This is a genomic window from Paenibacillus thalictri (genome assembly GCF_004307995.1).
Taxonomy (GTDB): Bacteria; Bacillota; Bacilli; order Paenibacillales; family NBRC-103111; genus Paenibacillus_AF; species Paenibacillus_AF thalictri.
In genome coordinates this window covers 187,630-206,940 of record NZ_SIRE01000014.1, presented here as the reverse complement: position 1 = coordinate 206,940, position 19,311 = coordinate 187,630, and the positions used below count along the sequence as shown (strand labels likewise).

Annotated in this window: 13 protein-coding genes; 1 reads left to right on the top strand and 12 read right to left on the bottom strand. The window is 50.9% G+C overall.

Going from position 1 to position 19,311, the window contains the following annotated elements; all coding sequences use genetic code 11:
- Window positions 1-4: 4 nt before the first annotated feature.
- From EYB31_RS20440 to EYB31_RS20425, 4 genes are all read right to left on the bottom strand, one after another.
- Window positions 5-1,777, bottom strand: a complete 1,773-nt coding sequence (locus EYB31_RS20440) for a sensor histidine kinase (RefSeq protein ID WP_131015262.1) — start codon at window positions 1,775-1,777, stop codon at window positions 5-7.
- Window positions 1,778-1,861: 84 nt separating this feature from the next.
- Entirely contained in the window at window positions 1,862-3,400 is a 1,539-nt protein-coding gene (locus tag EYB31_RS20435) for an extracellular solute-binding protein (RefSeq protein ID WP_131015261.1), read from the bottom strand.
- A 260-nt stretch (window positions 3,401-3,660) separates the two neighbouring features.
- Complete coding sequence (locus EYB31_RS20430; protein ID WP_240762645.1) at window positions 3,661-4,536, bottom strand: carbohydrate ABC transporter permease; 876 nt, start codon at window positions 4,534-4,536, stop codon at window positions 3,661-3,663.
- 11 nt (window positions 4,537-4,547) lie between these two features.
- Window positions 4,548-5,492 carry an ABC transporter permease gene (locus tag EYB31_RS20425; RefSeq protein ID WP_131015259.1) on the bottom strand — a complete coding sequence of 315 codons (945 nt, stop codon included), beginning with the start codon at window positions 5,490-5,492 and terminating at the stop codon, window positions 4,548-4,550.
- Between the two features lie 257 nt (window positions 5,493-5,749).
- Between EYB31_RS20425 and EYB31_RS20420 the strand changes: the two genes are divergently transcribed.
- The gene (locus EYB31_RS20420; RefSeq protein WP_165452512.1) at window positions 5,750-7,357 is read left to right on the top strand and encodes a response regulator transcription factor; all 1,608 of its coding nucleotides are present in this window, start codon (window positions 5,750-5,752) and stop codon (window positions 7,355-7,357) included.
- Window positions 7,358-7,483: 126 nt separating this feature from the next.
- On the opposite strand, the gene EYB31_RS20415 is transcribed toward EYB31_RS20420, so the two are convergent.
- The 8 genes from EYB31_RS20415 to EYB31_RS20380 all read right to left on the bottom strand — a co-directional run bounded on the left by EYB31_RS20415 (window position 7,484) and on the right by EYB31_RS20380 (window position 19,267).
- Window positions 7,484-9,619: an alpha-amylase family protein gene (locus EYB31_RS20415; protein WP_131015257.1), complete on the bottom strand. Its 2,136-nt coding sequence runs from the start codon at window positions 9,617-9,619 to the stop codon at window positions 7,484-7,486.
- A gap of 68 nt (window positions 9,620-9,687) precedes the next feature.
- Window positions 9,688-11,379 (bottom strand): extracellular solute-binding protein, encoded by a 1,692-nt coding sequence (locus tag EYB31_RS20410; RefSeq protein ID WP_131015256.1) that lies wholly within the window; start codon window positions 11,377-11,379, stop codon window positions 9,688-9,690.
- Between the two features lie 44 nt (window positions 11,380-11,423).
- On the bottom strand, window positions 11,424-12,305 hold the full coding sequence (locus tag EYB31_RS20405; protein WP_131015255.1) for a carbohydrate ABC transporter permease: 882 nt from the start codon (window positions 12,303-12,305) through the stop codon (window positions 11,424-11,426).
- Window positions 12,306-12,321: 16 nt separating this feature from the next.
- Entirely contained in the window at window positions 12,322-13,281 is a 960-nt protein-coding gene (locus tag EYB31_RS20400; RefSeq protein ID WP_131015254.1) for an ABC transporter permease, read from the bottom strand.
- Between the two features lie 108 nt (window positions 13,282-13,389).
- Window positions 13,390-15,024 carry a response regulator transcription factor gene (locus EYB31_RS20395; RefSeq protein WP_131015253.1) on the bottom strand — a complete coding sequence of 545 codons (1,635 nt, stop codon included), beginning with the start codon at window positions 15,022-15,024 and terminating at the stop codon, window positions 13,390-13,392.
- On the bottom strand, window positions 15,017-16,750 hold the full coding sequence (locus tag EYB31_RS20390; protein ID WP_131015252.1) for a sensor histidine kinase: 1,734 nt from the start codon (window positions 16,748-16,750) through the stop codon (window positions 15,017-15,019). Before EYB31_RS20390 ends, EYB31_RS20395 begins: the two co-directional genes overlap by 8 nt.
- A 111-nt stretch (window positions 16,751-16,861) precedes the next feature.
- Window positions 16,862-18,145, bottom strand: a complete 1,284-nt coding sequence (gene hisD, locus EYB31_RS20385; protein WP_131015251.1) for a histidinol dehydrogenase — start codon at window positions 18,143-18,145, stop codon at window positions 16,862-16,864.
- A gap of 75 nt (window positions 18,146-18,220) precedes the next feature.
- A complete protein-coding gene (locus EYB31_RS20380) occupies window positions 18,221-19,267 on the bottom strand; it encodes a LacI family DNA-binding transcriptional regulator (RefSeq protein ID WP_131015250.1) in 1,047 nt (348 codons plus the stop codon).
- Between the last annotated feature and the right edge of the window lie 44 nt (window positions 19,268-19,311).

Here is a 19,311-nt window from a genome sequence, read left to right as displayed (position 1 = left end):
ACTTTTACGTGAGGGAAGCAATCATTTCGGCGGACAAGCGAAAACGCACAAAAGTCTCCTCCTGCTCCGTTCTTCCCCATTCGAGCCTGCAGTCCTTGCCGTAATAAAGCGACAGCCGTTGGCTGATGTTGCTGAGGCCGATACCTCCGCTTTCCGTATCCGAACGGACAAATTCCCGCCCAAGCTGCCAATCGTGAGGAAAACCCGGCCCGTTGTCCATCACCTCGACGGTAAGCCCTTCTCCTCCGTAAATGCGTACCAAGATGACGCCGGTTTCGTTCGATTTCAAGACGCCGTGGCGAATGGCGTTCTCCACCAGCGGCTGGACAAGCAGCCTCGGAATCGGCAGCTCCCGTATTTTATCGTCGATATCGTAAATGACGGCAAAAGCGTCCTGGTGCCGGTAACGTTCGATATCGACATAAAATTTAACCTGCTCCAGCTCATGAGCGACCGTCACCATGCTGCGGCCATGCAGCGTGCGGCGGAGCATGCCGGATAGCGATTCGATCATCGAGGTGACATCGCCGAGCTTGCCGCCCGACGCCTTCCACTTGATGGTATCCAGCGTGTTGTATACAAAGTGAGGCCGGATTTGATAATTCAGCGCCTCGAACTCCAATTCTTTTTTCTTCTTCTCCGACGCGTAAATGTGGGAAATCTGCTCCCCGAGCCGCTGTACCAAACTTTGAAAGCTGCGGAACAGAAACGGAATTTCCCCTTGGCCCGAATAATTGTGCTCGACTTGTACCAGGTTCCCCGCATTCACCTGCTTCATCCACGAAGCCAGATCGGTAACCGGTTTGGTGATTCGGGTAAACAGGAAAAACGCGATGAAACCTCCTAGTACAAAATATCCAACGAGCAGACCCAAGATGGCGTTGCGAACGACATTCATCGAACCGATTAACGTCGACTCCGGAATGATGCTTATAATTTTCCATCTATTACTGCCGATGGACGACGGGGTGACGAACTGACGCTCCTTGTCGCCGATAATCCAGAAGGAGTCCGTTCCTTGATTCAGCTTAGCCAGAATGGACGGTTCGAGCGGCTGATTGGGGTCTTTTTTCGAGCTGGTGTCCGCATAGATCATGCCGTCGCCGTCGACCAGCAAAAGCCGCTGATTGCGCAGGTTGTTCGGCAAAAGCAAATGCTCGCGCAGCTTGGCCAGCGAAATCGATACTCCGACGATGCCAAGCCGCTTTAACGTCTTCTTGTCTTTCAGCAGCCGGTATTGCGTCAGCATCCAACCGTTGCCCGGGCTCAGCGGGTCGCTTCCCTGCTGCTGAACAAGCTCCATGCGCCACAGCGGCTTCCCTTCGCGCAGCTGCTCGCTTTGATACCAGTCCCTTTGCGCATAATCGTGAAGCATCACCAGTTGATTGTACATAGGGTAAGCTTCGGGATGAAACGGATACCAGCTGACCTTGCCGATGCTTTCCGTCGTTTTGATCGAGTTCAGCAGCGGGATAATCGTTGCAACCAGCAGGCTCTCTTCCCCTTGGTTGCGGGGCTCACGTTCCGTCAGCCCGGCGATGTCTTCGGAATCGATCAGGCCCATATGCGTATGGTCAACCTCCGTCAGCAGCGCCTCCAGATGCTGGCGGCTTTGCTCCACAATGTTGCCCAGCATGATCGCGTTGTTGTCCATGATGACCTCGGAGGACACCTTGTATTGAAGCCACCCTAACCCGATCAGCGGGACAACCGTAAACAGCGTAAAAATCAAACTGATCTGCTGAAACAACGTGCCTCTGTACTTCAACCATTTCATGCTTTCGATCACCTCATCATGCACAAAAGATCCCCGGGAAAGGGACCTTATGTACGTGTTGATTCCATTATACAAGACGGCGCGTTACTTCACGGGATTTAATTTATTGACCGCTTCCGTAACTTCGTCGATTTTATTTTGCTTTAACTTATCCAAAAATTCCGCGAATGCTTTATCCGCGTCCGTATTCGGATCAAGAATGATTTTGGAGGCGACTTCATCCACTGCGGACTTGATCTTGTTCAGATTATCGTTGATCACCGGGTCGTCTCCGAGCACCATGTAATTTTTATGCACCTTGCTTTCAGCATCCTTCAGCACTTGGCTAGAATACGCAAAATCGTCGGCCGGGATTTGCCCGAAGTTTTCCTTATTAAATTCAAAATTTCTTGGCGGCTCGATCAGCGGGATCCGGTCGAGCATGTACAGATCGTATTTGGGGTTGTCCTTGAGCACCGCGTCGCGGCCCCGGCGTACTTTTTGCCCGTTCACCACATCGTACGTTTTCCCCTCGACCCCATACTTCAGCAAATCGTATCCATCGGTAAGCTGCCAGTTGATCACCCGGAAGATCGCTTCCATCTGCTCCGGCGTCGTGCTTTTTGTGATCGCCGTGCCCAGGTCCTGCTCGTTAGGCGTGACCACATGCCCGCTCTGCACGCCTTTAGGCCCTTTCAAGCTCGTAATGTAGCCGACTTTCCCTTTCGGATCAACCTGGCGGATCGCCTCCGTGCGCAGATCGATATATTGCGGCCAATCGGTCGACGATCCGGACTGGCTTCCATAGAACTTGAAGAGCCCGCGGCTTTTGCCAACCATCCACTCGGTGTCCATCAGCCCTTCCTTGCGCAAATCCCTTACATATAACAAACCTTCCTTATATTCCGGCAGCGTGTTCGAGAGCACAAGCCGCTTCGGATTGTCCTTGGACGGCTGCCAAGCCATGTAGTCAGAACCAAATGCGCTCAGAAACGGAGATACCCATGAGATTTGATTGTTATTGGGGGTAAACGGAATCAGGTCCTTGACCTTGCCCGGATTTTTATCTTTAAACGCCTTCAGCATCGTCTTATATTCATCGGTTGTTTTTGGCTCGGCCATGCCGAGCTGCTCCAGCCAGTCCTTGCGGTAAGAAATTGTAGTTGGCAAAAGTCCCGTAATGCGCGGGAGCAAATAAATTTTGCCGTCTTTCGGATTGCGGTTGGCGTCCCAAACTTCTTTGGGATACGCATTTTTTACGCTGGGGTACTTATTGATGTAATCGTCAAGCGGAAGCAGCAGGCTGTCCTGCAAATACTTCTGATACAACGCTTCCGTCCCCCTGACACGGATGACATTGGGATAATCACCTGAGGCCATAACCACGTTTCGCTTGTTTTCATATTCGGTGCCCGGTATTTGCTGAAACATCATCTTGGTGTTTGTCGCCTGCTCCATCATCGGCAAATAGGCGTTATCCGGGTCCCAGGAATCGCCGCGCTGCAAAATGGTGAATTGGACCGGCCCTTTTGTGACCGCTGCTTTGCCGTCTTTCGGTTCCGTCTTAACATCCCCGCCGCTGCAGGCGGTTAACGCCAGCGGCAGCGCGATCATAGCGCTTACAGTCATTTTAAAGTGCTTCATACAAGCTCATCCCCTTATTTGTTTATTGTAATGCATATAAAAATCGGCACACAACAAGGAAAGCCACCTTGTCGCCAGCAAGGCCGCTGAAAACTAGCGAAGTGAGCGAAATCATTCCGGAGAAGCGCCAGCGTTCGCCTTTGTCCCCAAATTTCACCCGCAATAAGCGGGTTTAATCCAAGAAATTCGGGGACAATCAGTGATCGGAGGTATGATTCGCACATGTAGCGTCCACTTTTTCAGTGGCCTTGTCGCCAGCGCTACCCTTTTACGGCGCCGATCAAAATCCCTCTGACGAAATATTTTTGCAGAAACGGATATACGGCGAGAATCGGCATGGTGGCCGCGATAATGGTTGCCGACTGAATCGTCAGCACGTTCAGCTTGCCGCCCTGATATACCTGCTGATTGGACAAGCCAAGTTCGTTCATATCCGCCTGGGCGATAATGCTTCTCATCAGCACCTGCAGCGGCCATTTCTTGGAATCGGTCATGTAGAAAATACCGCGGAAAAACTCGTTCCAATGCCCCACCGCATAAAACAACCCGATTGTTGCAAGGGCCGGCAGCGATAATGGCAGCATGATCTGAACCAATGTGCGCACCTCCCCGGCTCCGTCGATTCTCGCCGATTCGATAAGCCCCTCCGGCACGCTCCAGAAGAAATTGCGCATCAGAATGAGATTAAAGGCGCTGATTAACCCCGGCAGGATCATCGCCCATACCGAATTGATCAGTCCCAGGCTGCGGATCAGCATATAACCGGGGATAATGCCCGCGCTAAAGAGCATTGTAACCACAATCATCATAAGGAAGAAAGCAGCACCCGGGAGGTCGCGGCGGGATAACACATAAGCGGCGGTTGTCGTGAACAGCAGATTGAGGAAAGTACCTACGACGGTAATAAACACCGTTATGCCCAAGGAACGCAGCAGCACATCGTTGCGAAAAATAAATTTGTACGATTCCAGCGTCGGCTCTTTCGGGTACAGCATCAGTTTGGAAGCAAGCACCGTCTGGGAGCTGCTGAGCGAAACGCTGAATACGTGCAGGATCGGCAGCAAGGTCAGCAATGCCAAACATATAAGCAGGACATAAATCAACAGATCAACTACGGACAACAAAGACGACCTCATAACCCCTCTCCTTACCATAACGTAGGTTCTCCCAGCTTCTTGATGGCGTAGTTGGAGATATAGATCAATACAAAGCCAATCACTCCTTTAAACAGCCCTACGGCCGTAGCGACGCTGTACTGCGCTTCTCCTAATCCGACGCGGTATACATAGGTATCGATAATATCGCCCACGCCGTAAACGACCGGATTATACATAATAAACACCTGCTCGAAGCCGGCATCCAGAATATGACCGAGCTCAAGAATAAACATCAACACGATCACCGAGCGGATACCGGGCAACGTGACATACAGTATCTGTTTCCACCGCCCGGCCCCATCCATACGCGCCGCCTCGTACAACGCCGGGTCGATGCCCGCAAGCGCCGCAAGATAAATGATCGCCCCCCAGCCGAAGCTTTTGAGAATATGCGTCACCACCAGAATGGAACGAAAAAAACGGTTATCGGTCAGCAGGTTGGCGCCGTCGACGTGCAGCAGCTGCAGCAGCTTCGGAACGACGCCGGCCGGGGTCAGAAACGAAAGCATAATGCCTCCGAAGACGACCCATGACAGAAAATGCGGGAAATAAGTGACCGTCTGAATGATTTTCTTAAATGCCGCATGCCTCACTTCGTTCAGCAGCAAAGCAAACAGAATCGGCATCGGAAAGCCGAAAATCAGCTTGTACAGGCTGATCAGCAGCGTATTCCTCAGCACCTGGAAAAACGTATCCGAAGTAAACAGCTCTTTGAAATATTTCAGCCCCACCCAGCTGCTGCCCCAAATCCCTTTGCCCGGCGAAAAGTCCTTAAAGGCAATCGTCAAACCGAAATAAGGAATATAGGCAAAAATAATGAAATACAGCAATGCGGGCAGCAGCAGCAAATATAACGCCCGGTATTTCCAAATGATTCCAAACACCGAGGTTCGACGGCGGGAAACGCCGGTCCAATCCAGCTCGGCAGATTTCATCCACTCACTCCTTTTGTCTTTGTTGTGCATTTATCTTATCAACCTCCGCAAGCAGCGGTAAACCCGACGGAACTCAAGTTTACCCCTCGGATTGAAAAGGCTTTCAACACGAAACCTCACATCCCGCAGAGCGAAAACAGGCAATACATAAGTCGGCCCCGTCAAGCGCATGGACTTGCTCGCGCGCTGTTCCTGCCGCCGTGCGCACATGGTATACTGATCGTAACATGACAGCGGGTGAAAGGAATGGATGGGCGATGGACAGCTTGGTCGCATTGGTCATTGACGATGAAACGGAAAGCCGCGAAGGCTTAAAACAAATCATTCCTTGGCAGCAGCTTGGCGTACACCTGACCTTGGAAGCCGGCAACGGGAAAGAAGCGCTGGAGACGATTCTCGAATATAAGCCGGATTTGATTTTTACCGATCTGATGATGCCTTTCTTAAGCGGGATTGAGCTGATGAAGGAGCTTCACCGGCTGCGGTACAAGGGAAAAATCATCGTCATCACCGGGTATGACGATTTTCAATTTGCCCGGGAGGCGCTGCGGCTTGGTGCGGCCGATTACATACTGAAGCCGTTTCGCACCCCCGAGGTGCTGCCGATCGTCAGCCAATGTATCGAGGAAATCCGGCTGTCCCGGCTCGGCGAGCTGCAATTGCAGCAGCAGCAGGAGAAATATACCGAAGCGCTTGGACTGCTGCAGCAAAAAATCGTCAAAGACATCATCACCGGTTCCGTCAGAACCGGCGACAAAATCCAGACGAAGCTGGAGCAGGTGTCGCTTGGCTGGATGCTGAACCATCCGCTGACGGTAGCTTCGATCGAAATCGATAATTTGCTTGGCGAGTCCAGCGCCCAAGAGAAAGAACTGCTGTTATTCGCCATCGGCAACGTGACGCACGACTCCATCGGCAATCAGGTGCCTTTTTATATGTATTACAATCATTCGGACCGGTGGATACTGATTCTCGGCAGCGGCAGCAAAAGCAAAGTTGCCGATATCGCGGGCAAGCTGATCGAAAACATCGGGCGTTACGTCAAGCTGGCGGTCACCATTGGAGTTGGTCCTGTTTGCCGGGTCGAGGGGCTGCCGAAATCTTATGTGGCGTCGATGGAGGCTTTGGAATATAAGACGATTTTGGGCGGAAATCAAGTTCTTTTTAGCGAGGAAGTCAGCTTGCATCCGCCTACGGAGGACATTCATAATTCTCATAATTCGGATATCGAGCAGGAGATGCTGTCGATTTTAAAGACGGGAGCGTTGATCGAACAAGCCGAATTGCGGGCTAAGCTGACCCGTTTGGTCCAATCCTGGGGCGTTCATAAGAAAGAAACGCTGCATCACCGTATGTTTGAGTGGCTGCTTAAGCTGGAGAGGCAATTGAAGGCGCATAATCCGAATCTGAACGTGATCGGCAGCGAGACGTTGAAGCATTGGAAAACGTTCTCCCGATTCGATACGCTCGACGGTATCATTCATTACAGCATCACCGTGCTGCAGCAGATGACGTTCCAAAACCATGAAGAGCAAAAAAGCCAGCTGGGGCATATTACGAGGAAAGCGCTGCAATTGATCGAAGAGCGGTTTACGGACAATGAACTGACCTTAAGCGCCGTTGCCGACAAAGTATATGTCAGTTCGGTCTGGTTAAGCCATTTGCTAAAGGAGAAAACGGGGAAAACGTTCCTGGAGATCGTAACCGAGCTGCGCATCAGCTTGGCCAAGCAGCTGCTCCAGGACGTGTCCCTAAAGGCGTACGAGGTCGCCGAACGTGTTGGCTATAAGGATACCGATTATTTCACCAAGCAGTTTAAAAAACATACCGGCCGGACTCCCTCGGAGTACCGCAGCCAAACCTGATTTACTTGCGGGGGCTCCACCTTGCGCTCCGATGCCTCCCACGGTCACCGGCCACTTGGTTAGATTCCCCTGTAAATGAAAATCGACGGCGCCAAGAGATTTCCCCTGCGCCGTCGTTTGTTCAACTTATTTAGTCCGGATACAGACAGCATCATATTCTGCCAGCGAATTCAGACGAAGCGTAACCTCCAGCCGGCCTTCCCCGCGGGAGCTCGTTGCGACCAGCTCTGCGTTTCCTTCGACATATAGGGATTCCAAGGAAACGACTTGCTCCGCCTCCAGCAGCAGCTTGACCTCGATGGTTGCCAACGGGATAATTTCCTGCACCGGTCTCATCGGAGCCGATGTCGTGTTGATGGCATGAAGCAGGTAACATCCGGGCTCGCTTTTCACCCGGTTCAACTGCAGGTGGACGCTGGATGGCGCTGTCGAGCTAACCAGCTGCTCTCCCTCAAGAAGAAACTCCAACGCATTTCCGAGTACCTTCCTGAAATCCGCATGTCCATGCATCCATACATGCCGATCCGCTCCGTACGGCAAATAAACGGAGGTCCCTTTCCCGAAGTTGTTGACGACGCAAGTCGGGAACTTCGTTTCGAAGCTTCTCGGCCACGCCCGCTCCGGAGACTGCGGATAAATCTTCGGCACGTAGGTAATCGGGCATTCGGCTTCCTCCGTCGGCTGCACCAGCAGATTGGTCCCCCAATTGGCCAGCAGCTGCGTGTTCTCGAAACCTTTGGTCATCGGATGTGAGGTGCGGACATATTGATACCCGTATTGCGAGCAGTCCTTCTTAATGCCGGTAAAGGAGCATCCGAACACGTCGCTGAGCCCGAGATTCTTACGCGGGGTGCCGTCATTCTCATAAAGCGATGTCTCGTAAGTGGACAGGAGTTTCCCGCCGCCGCGAACATACTGCCGAACAAGCTCCAGCTCCCGGTCCGACAAGCAGGCTCCGTTCGGAATAATCAAACATTTGACCCCGCTTAGCGACTGCTCCGTCATATTTTGATCGAGCAGGAAGTTGTACTGAATTTTATTGGAAATTAGTAGTTGTTCAAGGCCAACGAGATGAGTAATATAAGCATCCTTCGTACGGTCGCCGTTATTAAATATGTTGTTGCTGTTGCGCGAGTACAGGATGCTGACGTCGGAAACCGGGAGCTGCTCAGCAAGCAAGCTTTCGTTTTTCTCCATGTAAGCGTACACGTCTTTGGCCAGGAAAGCGTTCCGGCGGTCGTAGGTCGCCCCGGGGTGCTGCCCGTTGAATATGCAATCCCATAAGGACCCGCCGCTGCTGACAGCCTGCCACATCCAAATCCGCGTTTCCGGTACGGAAGACGAAACGTAACGCAGCTCATTGTTCGTTCCAAGATGCCCGAACAACATAACCGGCGTTTTATCCGGCTCCAGCCCGCGGAGAAATTTCGTCAGCGTCGACGGTGCGTTCAGCGGCTCATGGTTGGCCGTAAACAGCGGGGTTACCAAGAAATCGAAATGATCCTTGACCTGATAAAGGTCGGAGCTGGTCCCCTTATAATGATCGTAGAACAAGCCAAAAATTTCCGCGCAGTAGATTTTGTCGTCGCCGAACCTTTTGACGCATTTCCGGTAGTTTTCCAGATGGCGGTTCAGATTGTCGCATTTCCAAGCCCGATATTCGTCATAAGCCGGATCGGCGAAGTTCCCTCCGCGCGGCAATTCCTTGCCGAGATCGGCCCGATAAGCGTCGCGGCATCTCTCGCAATAACATATACCGTTCTGAAAAGGAGCGTTTTCCCATATCCCGTCGATACCGTACCTTTCAAACATAATTTCGGAAAAGCGGAAGGCATGCTCGTTGCGGTAGTAGCTCAAATAACACGGCGCATACAGCGGATTCGGGATATTGGCCAGATTGGCCCAGTACATGGGTTCCCCATTCTCGTTCACCGCAAACCAATCGGGATGCAGATCATAGATGCGCTTATCTACTCCCCTGAAGTCGACGCGGACAATGACCTTGATGCCCTTCCGATGGCAGGCATCGGTCAAATCCTTCAGAATATCCTCATTTGTCATAAAAAGGTTCGGGTTGGCCGTCTCCAGCTCATGTCTGAAAAAATCGATGATGCCTCCGCCGTTGACCACGATACAATTCGCTCGAATTTCTTCCATATACAAAACGACGCTTTCGGCGTTATAATCGACGACATCCGGTTCGCGCAGCACGGTTTGCAGGATGCGAAGCTGCTTCTGGTACCATTTTTTATCGTTATACATGATGGCCTCCTCCTCGTTAAAGACAAAGGGCTGAGGGCGAACGATCACCCTCTGCCCAGCGCCTGCGATTATTTCTTCACCGATTTATACCACTCGTTTACTTCTTTGGTAATGTCGTCTCCGCCGTTCGATTTCCACTTCTTCACGAAGTTGTCGAACTCGTCGACCGGCAAATCGCCGTATATGATTTTGGTGAATGTCTGCATCTCTGACGTCGACAGGTTCTCCCACCGTGTCTGCATGGTCTTTGTTGGAACCCCGATAAATTTATCCCTCATCGTAGCTTTTTCGTTGTCGATATTCACGCTGACACCCTGCAGTCTCCGGGCATCCGAGAACAAGCTGTCCTTTCGCTCAAAGTTGTTGCGAGGTTGTCCCCCCTTGGCCAGATTACCCAAAGATTCCATGGCTGAGGAAGGAATACGCGCTCCTTCAAACGCGATCGTATACTTCTGAGGAATAACCCGGCCTCCCGGAATATCCTTAGAGTCGTAGCTTGCCTTTCCATCCTTCAGAACGTAATCGTAACCTTCGGCAAACTGATATTTAAACTCATCGCTTTGCATGAGGGCGAAGTTCTCGAACAAATAGTTTTGATATACGAAAAACGCCTCAGGATTTTTCGCTTTCTTGTTGATCAGAATTGCACCGCTAAAATTTTGCGTTCCCAAGCGCCCGGCTTTGCCGTCAGGTCCTTTCGGGATATTGTATGCTTTGAAATCCGCGGTAGGCGTATTTTTTATGACGTTGACAAGCGGAGTTTTGTCCATCCAATATGGACCTGCTACGATACCCGCCCGTCCGGAGGTGAATAATTCGGACGCCTTCGATTCGTCGTACAATCCGGCTTCCTTCGGAATGTAACCTTTCTTCACCCACTCGCTCAGCTTCTGCAGAGCCTGCTTCGCGCCGGGCTGTACGGATCCGTAGGAAAGTGTTCCGTCCGCGGCCTCGTTCCACTGCTCCGGAATCGTACCGTAAGCGCCGAACACAAAGCTGGCCGTATTCTGAACCGAGCGGAACGAATCCTTTAACGCCATCGTGATGCCGTAGGTGTCCTTCTTGCCGTTGCCGTCCGGATCCTGATTGACGAAGGCATCCATAATTTTTTCCAGATCGTCCAACGTTTCCGGCCCCTTCAAGCCCAGCTTATCAAGCCAGTCCTGACGAATCCACAAAACCGTGTCGTTATTCCAGGCGTAATCGGGAATCGGCAGCGCATAAGCTCCGTCTTTGCGCGTAAATGGATACCACATGCTGGGGTCCTCGTTCACCGCTTTTTTGTAGGTTTCGGATGCCCATTTATCCCACATGCTTTTTACTTCCATGAATTGGCCGGAATCAATCAGATCGTTCGCCATCTGAACATTGTCGACCGCGATAATGTCAGGCATCGTTTCGTTAGCGGATAGCGCCAGCCGAACCCGGGTATCGTAAGCTTTGTTCTGGGTGGAGGCGGACCATATATATTTCAAATTGATGCCGAGGCGTTCCTTGGCCCAGCGCGTATGCACGTTGTCTTCCATCGTTTCGCCATTTTTAAACGTTGTCGACGGCGTAATCCTGCCGACAGTCGTTATCGTGATGGGCGGGTCATATTTTCCGTTAGCAAAAGGTGCGGAATATTTGCTGTCCCCCTGCTTGGAGGCTACCCCCGAAGCCGCTTTGCCATCCGTACCGGCCCCATTGCCGCATGCGCTTGCAAACACCAGCGCTCCTGCCGTTAGCATAAGTAAGCTTGCTTTCCATGATTGCTGCATGTGCTGTAATCCCCTTTATATGTAGTTTCTTTTTCCGACGTTACTTATTCCTTTACCGATCCCATAACAAGCCCTTTGACGAAATAGCGCTGCAGAAACGGATAAACGAGCAGAATAGGAAGCGCCCCTATAAATATTTGCGAAGCCTTCACGGTTCGATTCGACATGATTTCCATATCGGCAGGGTCCAGGTTTAATTGATTCATATCCTGCTGTACGATGACCGTTTGAAGGAAAGTGGATAACGGATACCGCTTGGCTTCCGTGATATAGATCAGTCCATCAAACCAGGAATTCCAGTGCCATACCATCGTAAATAAGGAAACGGTTGCAATGGCGGGCAGCGATATCGGCAAATAAATGCTGAATACTGTGCGGAAATGCCCGGCTCCGTCCATGTACGCGGCTTCTTCCAGAGCCTTTGGCACACTGACCTTGAAGAAATTCATGAGCAGGATCATATTAAACACGTTAACTGCATGAGGCAGCACAAGCGCCCATAGGGTGTTGATCAGACCCAGCTTTTGAATCACGATATAGGTCGGGACCAGCCCCGCATGCAGCAGCATGGTGAAGACGAAAAACCACATATAAAACGTCCGGCCCCGGAACTCGCTGTTCTCCTTGGATAAGGAATACGCTGCCAGAACCATCACCAGCATCGAGACCAAAGTGCCCGCGACCGTCCGGGATATCCCATTCCACAGCGCTCTCAGAAAGTTGTCGTTGCCCAGTGTTTGCGCGTAAGCCTCGACTGTGAAATCAAGGGGCCAGAACTTGACGAGATTGGCCGAAGCGGCGGCGGCTCCGCTGAACGAAACGGCCAGGATATGAACGAGAGGCGCAATGCAGAGCAGCGACAAAAATCCTATGAACAACAGATTAAAAATTGAAAATATACGATACTGCCCGGAAATGAAATGCACCGTTTGTCCTCCTGTCTCAGAAAATTCTGTAGTTAGCGAAACGGTACGCCATCCGATACGAGGCGATGATCAGAATAAAGCTGATGATCGATTTAAACATGCCGACGGCGGTACCAAACCCGAAGTCACCGCTTATGAGACCGACACGGTACACATAGGTGTCGATGATATCCCCTTTTTCGTACACCAGCGGATTGTACAAATTGAAAATTTGGTCAAAACCCGCATTTAAGATATTACCCAGCGACAGAGTGCCTACGACAATCGTGATCGGAATCAGGCTCGGAATCGTGATATACACAACTTGCTGATACCGGTTGGCCCCGTCCATAAACGCCGCTTCGTACAAGCTTGGATCAATTCCCGCAAGGGCAGCGAGAAAAACGATCGTGGAAAATCCGAAATCCTTCCAGACATCGCTCACTACTACCGTAAATCGAAACCAGTTGCCGCTGCCCAAGAAGAAAACGGGTTCAATTCCGAAAACAGAAGTCAGAAACTGGTTGATCAGGCCTCCGTCCGTAGAGAGCAAGTCAATCAAAATGCCGCCCAAAATAACCCAGGACAAGAAGTGAGGCAAATAAACGAACGTTTGAACCACCCGCTTGTACCATATGATTCGGAGTTCATTCAGAAGCAAAGCGAAAACAAACGGCACGATCAGATGAAACACGATTTTAATACTGGCGATGATAAAGGTGTTCACGATCACCTGCCTCGATTCGGGAAAATCGATCAGCTTCTGGAACTGCTCCAACCCTACCCAAGGCGAGTTCGTAAAGCCGAGATAAGGCTTGAATTTTTGAAATGCCATAACCAGTCCAGGCAACGGCAAATACTGAAAAATAAAAACCAAAATCACGGCAGGCAGCACCAACAGGTGAAGCGGCCAATTCCGCTTCAAGTTCCACTTGAGCTTCGCCTTTTTTGACAAGATGGGGACTTGTGCCGGCTGAGGCTGAGGTATCGTATTCATTCCCTGGTCTCCTTTCTTGCAGTGGTGTTTGCTGCTTATGAATTTATCTTAACGAATCGGCTCGGGTATGGATACGATGCGATTTCAAGGATTCTGTTCTAATCTTAATCATCTGTCCTTTTCTCTGTACTCGTCAGGGGTCATATCGAAATATTTCCTGAATACCCTGGAGAAATGGGACGGGTTCTGATAACCCGCTTTGCGGGCGATCTCCTGAATTCGTTCGCTGGTTTCGCTCAGCAAGTGAGCGGCACGTTCCATTCTTAAGCGGTAAACGTATTCGCTGATACCTTCGCCCGTTTCGAGCTTATATATTTTGCTTACGTAGACCGGGTGAAGGTACACATGCTCGGCGATGCTTTGCAGGGAGACGTCATATTCCAGGTTCATTTGAACAAATTCATTTATTTTTTGTATGATCGACCGTTGATTGCTCTTTGCTTCCTTAATCGCGTCCTCCTTGATCGCCTGAATCATGCGGAAACCCCAGCGTTCCAGGCTTGCCACGCTCCGCTGCTCATCGTACCCGGCATGTCCCGATAATTGAAAATCGCCAAACTCCTCCAGCATACGGCCCTGCTTATGGATCGTTTGGGTCACGGAGAAACGCAGCAGCGCCGCAACCTCGCATATATGCTCATGAAGGAACCTTTTCCTTGCCTTCAGTTCCTCCATCATGGCTTCGAATTTGTTCTCTGCCAGCTCCCAGCGTCCGGCTTCCAGAAGGTTCCAAAGCATCGGCGGCTCTTGCACGCTGCGCAAAGGCTGAAACTGCTCTTTGGAATCGATGCGGAGCGAATTGATGAAGAAACCCTGCACATTGTCGGGATGGCTGCGAAGGATCAGATTCGACCTCTGATAATATGTATACACATCGTCGGGGAAATTGCCCCATTCGCTGATCAGCACGGAAATACTTCCCTTAAGATAAAGGCTGACGCTTTCCTTCAGCTGCAGCGAGTGCTTTTCCAGCATCTTTCGGCTGTTTCGCTCCCCAGGGTCACTCCCCTCAACACTCCAGCCTTTCTCCGTAACGATAAATACCAAGTTGTCGTTCACATCTTTGCAATGCCACAATCCAAAATCGGCCCCGAAGATTTCATCGCCGATGTTGCAAATGCCAAACTCCAGCAACGACCTGCTGTAATCGTCATACCCATCGAACCCTTGCTCCATTCTAATAAACATCATGGCAAAAGGTTGTGCCATGCCAATCGAGACGCCCAGCATATCCAGTTTTTTGGACAGTTCCGGGCGGGGAATATATTTCCCCTGCAGCAGATCGTTAAGCAGCGCCCCTTTGAGAAGGGGGAGATGTTCATTAAGCGTGTAAAGAATGCGCTGCTGTGAAACGATTTCGTTCCATTCCGCTTTGATTTTCTCAATAACGCCGCTTACCGTGCTTAACAATTCCTTTGACTTAACAGGCTTCAGCAAATAAGCTTCGGCATGAGCGGAAACGGCCCTCTGCGCATATTGGAAATCGGAGTAACCCGAAAGCAGGATGCATCTCGTCTTGGGAGATGCTTGCCAAACCTGGTCAAGCAAGTCCAATCCGTTAATTCGCGGCATGCGGATATCGGTAATCATAATGTGAATCGTATGAAGTTCGATTAAACGAAGCGCCTCGCCGGCCGAAGCGGCTGTGTACACAGTGTCTATCCCGATTTCCTCCCACGGATAGGTGGTGGACAGATTTTCCAATATGGACTTTTCGTCATCAACAATTAACAGTTTAAACATCGCTTCCTCCTTCTTTTCTCCAGGCAAGCACCGCCCGGATTCCGCCCAGCTTTGAGCCGGACAGCCGTATTCCCGAGTCTCCCCCGTACAGCTGCACGAGCCGCTGATGAACGTTCCATAACCCGCAGCCCATTTCTTCCGTCAGAGGTTCGGAGCACTTACGGAGCAAATCGCGAAGATCCGCCTCCGACATCCCGGCTCCGTCGTCCTCTACGATCAAATAAGCCATTTCCTCGTCCTGCTCCCCGCGAATCGCAATATGTCCCATATGCTCCAGGGGTTCGATCCCGTGAATGATCGCATTCTCGACAAGCGGCTGGAGGAGAAGACGCGGAATCCCCAGTTCAAACATATCGCTTTGGACTTCGATATCGTATTCGATCTGCAGCCGCAGCTGTTGAATGATCAAATAATGCTCCACGAATTCCAGCTCTTCCTTGACCGTAGCCATCTGGTTCTCCACCCTTGTAGTATATCGGAAATAGTCGCCGAGGTTGGTCGACATGGCTTCGACCGCCTCGTGATCGCCAAGCCGGGACATGCTGACGATATAAAACAAACAGTTATATAAGAAATGAGGGTTGATCTGGGATTGCAGCTGCTTAACGGTCGCTTCCCGCGAACGAAGCTTTTCGGCATATACTTTTTCAATCAGCTCCTGAATCTGCTCCGCCATCTCATTAAACCGGTTAAATAAAAAGAAAAATTCGTTTTTCGGTTTTTGCTGCAGCCGGGCCGAGTAATCCCCTCTTTTCAGCTTCTGAACATTATTGATCAATTGCAGAATAGGGATCTGCACATTCCTGTAAATAACAAAAGAAACGGCGATCCCCATGATCAGCAGGATGGATATCACGATAACAAACACGTTTCTCGACTTGTTAATAGGCTTCAACGCCTGCTCCATCGGCACGAAGTCAACCAAATACCAGCCAAGGCTGGCGGAAGGGACGTAGCTGATGATATAATTTTCGCCTGCAACTTTCACCGGCTCCTGTGTCGCCGTCTTGCCCAAATGAACCTGCTTCATCGTCTCCATAAACAAGTCCATCTTCTGCCGGTCGCTCTTATGTCCTACGATGGGGGCATGCTCCGGAGAATAGAAGAACGGATTCCCCTGCCTGCTGGCCATATATTGATCCAGCATCGAACTCATATTTTCCGTGCTGAACCTGACTTCAATCAACAAATTAGCGGACTCCAAGTTATTTCGCGCCGCCGGCGGATCCACCGTATACCAGGTAAATCCGTCCTCCCGGTGGATCTCATCTTTTTCGTGATACGTCCAGCGGGTAATCATCTCCGGTGTTAACGCCGGCATCGAGTAGTTGAGTGAAGGATAAGTCGATATGGTAGCTTTCGAAAGAGGCGTATAGGTTGAAATATCGTTTTTCCAAGGGCTGGATGTACTGAACAAAATCAGCCTGTCTTCAATATTTTTTCGGACTTCGACCTCGCTGGAGAAGCTTTCTATATGATCAAGCGACATAATTTGCCGCACGCCGCTGTCTTTGGTAAGGGTAACCGAATGCAGCGTGAGCTGCGCTATGTTGGCTTCCACCTGGCTTAAAAAGAAATTAAGCTGGCCCATGCTCGATTTTTGAATTTCTCCTTTGACCACATTGACGTTTGTATAATAGGAATACCCGTAAATAGCAATGACCGGAAGCAGCAGGAAAAATACAAGCACGACGATTTTTCTGAAAAACCTGTTTTGATAGGGCATATACGGCTCTCCTTACAGGAAGCGAATTTCCTCCTAGTGTACCATCTCTTAAGAAATTACGCGGGATAAAAAAAAGCCCGCCCACAAACATGGCAGGCAAGGCACTGGAAATTATCGCGCCGCGTTGGAATATCTTCGTACCCGCAGCTTGGCTTGCTCCGCATGGCCGGCGAAATTCTCAATTTCGCAAAGCCGGGCGCAGTATTCGCCGATCATGGCCGTCGCTTCCGGCTTCACTTTCTGGTAGGTGCAAGTTTTGATAAATTTGCCTACCCAAAGTCCGCCGGTATAACGCGCAGCTCCTTTGGTCGGAAGTGTATGATTGGTGCCGATTACTTTGTCACCGTACGCCACATTCGTTTCCGGACCGAGGAACAGCGCGCCGAAGTTTGTCATATGATCCAGGAAATATTGCGGATCCTGGGTCAGAACCTCGACATGTTCGTAAGCCAGCTTGTTGGCTTCCGCTAAAGCTTCTTCCAGGCTGTCCACCAGTATCGCGGTGCCATAGTTCTCCCAAGCCATGCGGGCGATTTCACCGGTAGGAAGAAGGTTCAGCTGGCGTTCGATTTCTTCGAAGGTTTCCTCGGCCAGCTTCTGAGAGGTGGTGATCAGCGCACAAGGGGAAGTGGGGCCATGCTCGGCCTGACCCAGCAAATCGGTGGCGACCATCTCTGCATCCGCGGTTTCGTCGGCAATCACCAAGGTTTCTGTCGGACCCGCTAACAAGTCGATGCCGACTTTCCCGAACAGCTGTCTCTTCGCTTCGGCTACATAGGCATTGCCGGGTCCTACAAGCATATCGACAGGTGCGATCGTGTCTGTTCCCAGGGCCATCGCCGCCATCGCCTGAACGCCGCCGAGAATGTAGATTTCGTCTGCTCCCGCCAGCGACATCGCCGCCACGGTCGCCGCAGGGATCTGTCCGTTGATAGGCGGAGTACATGCGATGACCCGCTTGACTCCCGCGACTTTGGCCGTCAGCACACTCATATGAGCGGAAGCCACCATCGGATACCGCCCGCCGGGAACGTAACAGCCTACGCTGTTCACCGGGATGTTCTTATGTCCGAGGATAACTCCCGGCAATGTTTCCACTTCGATGTCCACCAATGCGGATTTCTGCGCTTCCGCAAAACGTCTTACGTTGGATTGAGCAAACTGCAAATCCTTAATGGTTTGTTCCGGCAAACTGCCGATGAGTTCGTCAATTTGCCGTTGACTGAGCTTGAAGCTTTCGGGAGTCCAATTGTCCAGCTTGGCGGACGTCTCGCGAACCGCCGCATCTCCTCGTTCCTGAATGTCCTGGATAAGGCCCTGTACCGTCGTTTTTACCTGAAGATCCGCCTGAGCTATTTCTTCGGAACTCTTTCCCACCTTCAAAAATGTAGCCAAATATAACGACCTCCTCGTTTTGCATACGTATGCATTTTGTGCTAAATTTAATTTAATACCGCTTTCCACTCTTTGTCAATCGTTTTTGTTTCTGGTCATGACCGTATTTCGTTCGACCAAATGTCCCTTGATCCATTGATAATCCGCTTGCGACCGCCGATCCGGTTCTTCGATCTTCTCAAGCAGCAGATCGATTGTGGCTTCGATCATCCGGTCTACCGGCTGCGTCCAGGTCGTTAAGTCATATCCCGCCCATGCGGCAGGTTTGATATTATCGAACCCGATAATCGAAACGTCCTCCGGCACCCTCACTCCGAGCTTCTTGGCGGCATCGATCGCTCCAATAGCCATGATGTCGTTAGCGCAAAAAATCGCATCCGGACGGTCCGCTCTTAAGAACAAACGGTTAGCCGCTTCATATGCCATTTCATAGGTATACCCCCCGGATTCCGTCATGAAATGGAGCCCTTCGTTCAGCAAAGCGTCGCGGAAGCCCTTTTCCCTGTCTTGACTCGTGGACGTATTGGGATCTCCGGATATAAAAGCAAGCCGCCGGTGACCTGTTCGCAGCAAATACTCGCCGATCCGCCGCCCGCCGTCCATGTTGTCGCAGCACACCGTGTGACAATGTGCGTTGGTCGTATATCGATTGAAAAGCACAATAGGAATATCCAGCTCCGCAAACTGGCTGACGATCGAAGAAGATAAAAGAACGTCGGTTACGACCAGTCCTTCAATGTTATATCCTAAAAATTGAATCAGGCTTTCGCTCGGAACATCGTCATTCTCCGCATTGAGTAATAAAACGTTGTATTGCCGTTTCTTCAGCTCTCCGGATAATTTGCTTAACACCTCCGGATAAAACGGATTATCGATGTCCCCCATCACCAAGCCGATCATGTTCGTTTTTTTGGTAATTAAGCTTCTGGCTAACATATTCGGGCGGTATCCCAGCAATTCGGCTGCCTCCAGCACACGTCTTCTTGTTTTTTCCGAGACGGATGCACCGGGGGTGAACACTCTTGAAACGGTGGATTGGGAAATCCCCAAATGGTTAGCAATATCGTGCGCGGTAATATTTTTCTGCAGAACCGATCTCCCCCATCTATATAAATTGAACAAATGCCTTGGAAGCCCGTTCCGTTCTTCCTGGATGTTCCTTTTGT

Bases quoted from the DNA above. Each gene is read 5' to 3' on its own strand.
- EYB31_RS20410 (WP_131015256.1), bottom strand. From the start codon at position 11,379: ATGCAGCAATCATGGAAAGCAAGCTTACTTATGCTAACGGCAGGAGCG.
- EYB31_RS20440 (WP_131015262.1), bottom strand. From the start codon at position 1,777: ATGAAATGGTTGAAGTACAGAGGCACGTTGTTTCAGCAGATCAGTTTG.
- EYB31_RS20435 (WP_131015261.1), bottom strand. From the start codon at position 3,400: ATGAAGCACTTTAAAATGACTGTAAGCGCTATGATCGCGCTGCCGCTG.
- EYB31_RS20395 (WP_131015253.1), bottom strand. From the start codon at position 15,024: ATGTTTAAACTGTTAATTGTTGATGACGAAAAGTCCATATTGGAAAAT.
- EYB31_RS20425 (WP_131015259.1), bottom strand. From the start codon at position 5,492: ATGAAATCTGCCGAGCTGGATTGGACCGGCGTTTCCCGCCGTCGAACC.
- EYB31_RS20390 (WP_131015252.1), bottom strand. From the start codon at position 16,750: ATGCCCTATCAAAACAGGTTTTTCAGAAAAATCGTCGTGCTTGTATTT.
- EYB31_RS20420 (WP_165452512.1), top strand. From the start codon at position 5,750: ATGGACAGCTTGGTCGCATTGGTCATTGACGATGAAACGGAAAGCCGC.
- EYB31_RS20400 (WP_131015254.1), bottom strand. From the start codon at position 13,281: ATGAATACGATACCTCAGCCTCAGCCGGCACAAGTCCCCATCTTGTCA.
- EYB31_RS20415 (WP_131015257.1), bottom strand. From the start codon at position 9,619: ATGTATAACGATAAAAAATGGTACCAGAAGCAGCTTCGCATCCTGCAA.
- EYB31_RS20430 (WP_240762645.1), bottom strand. From the start codon at position 4,536: ATGAGGTCGTCTTTGTTGTCCGTAGTTGATCTGTTGATTTATGTCCTG.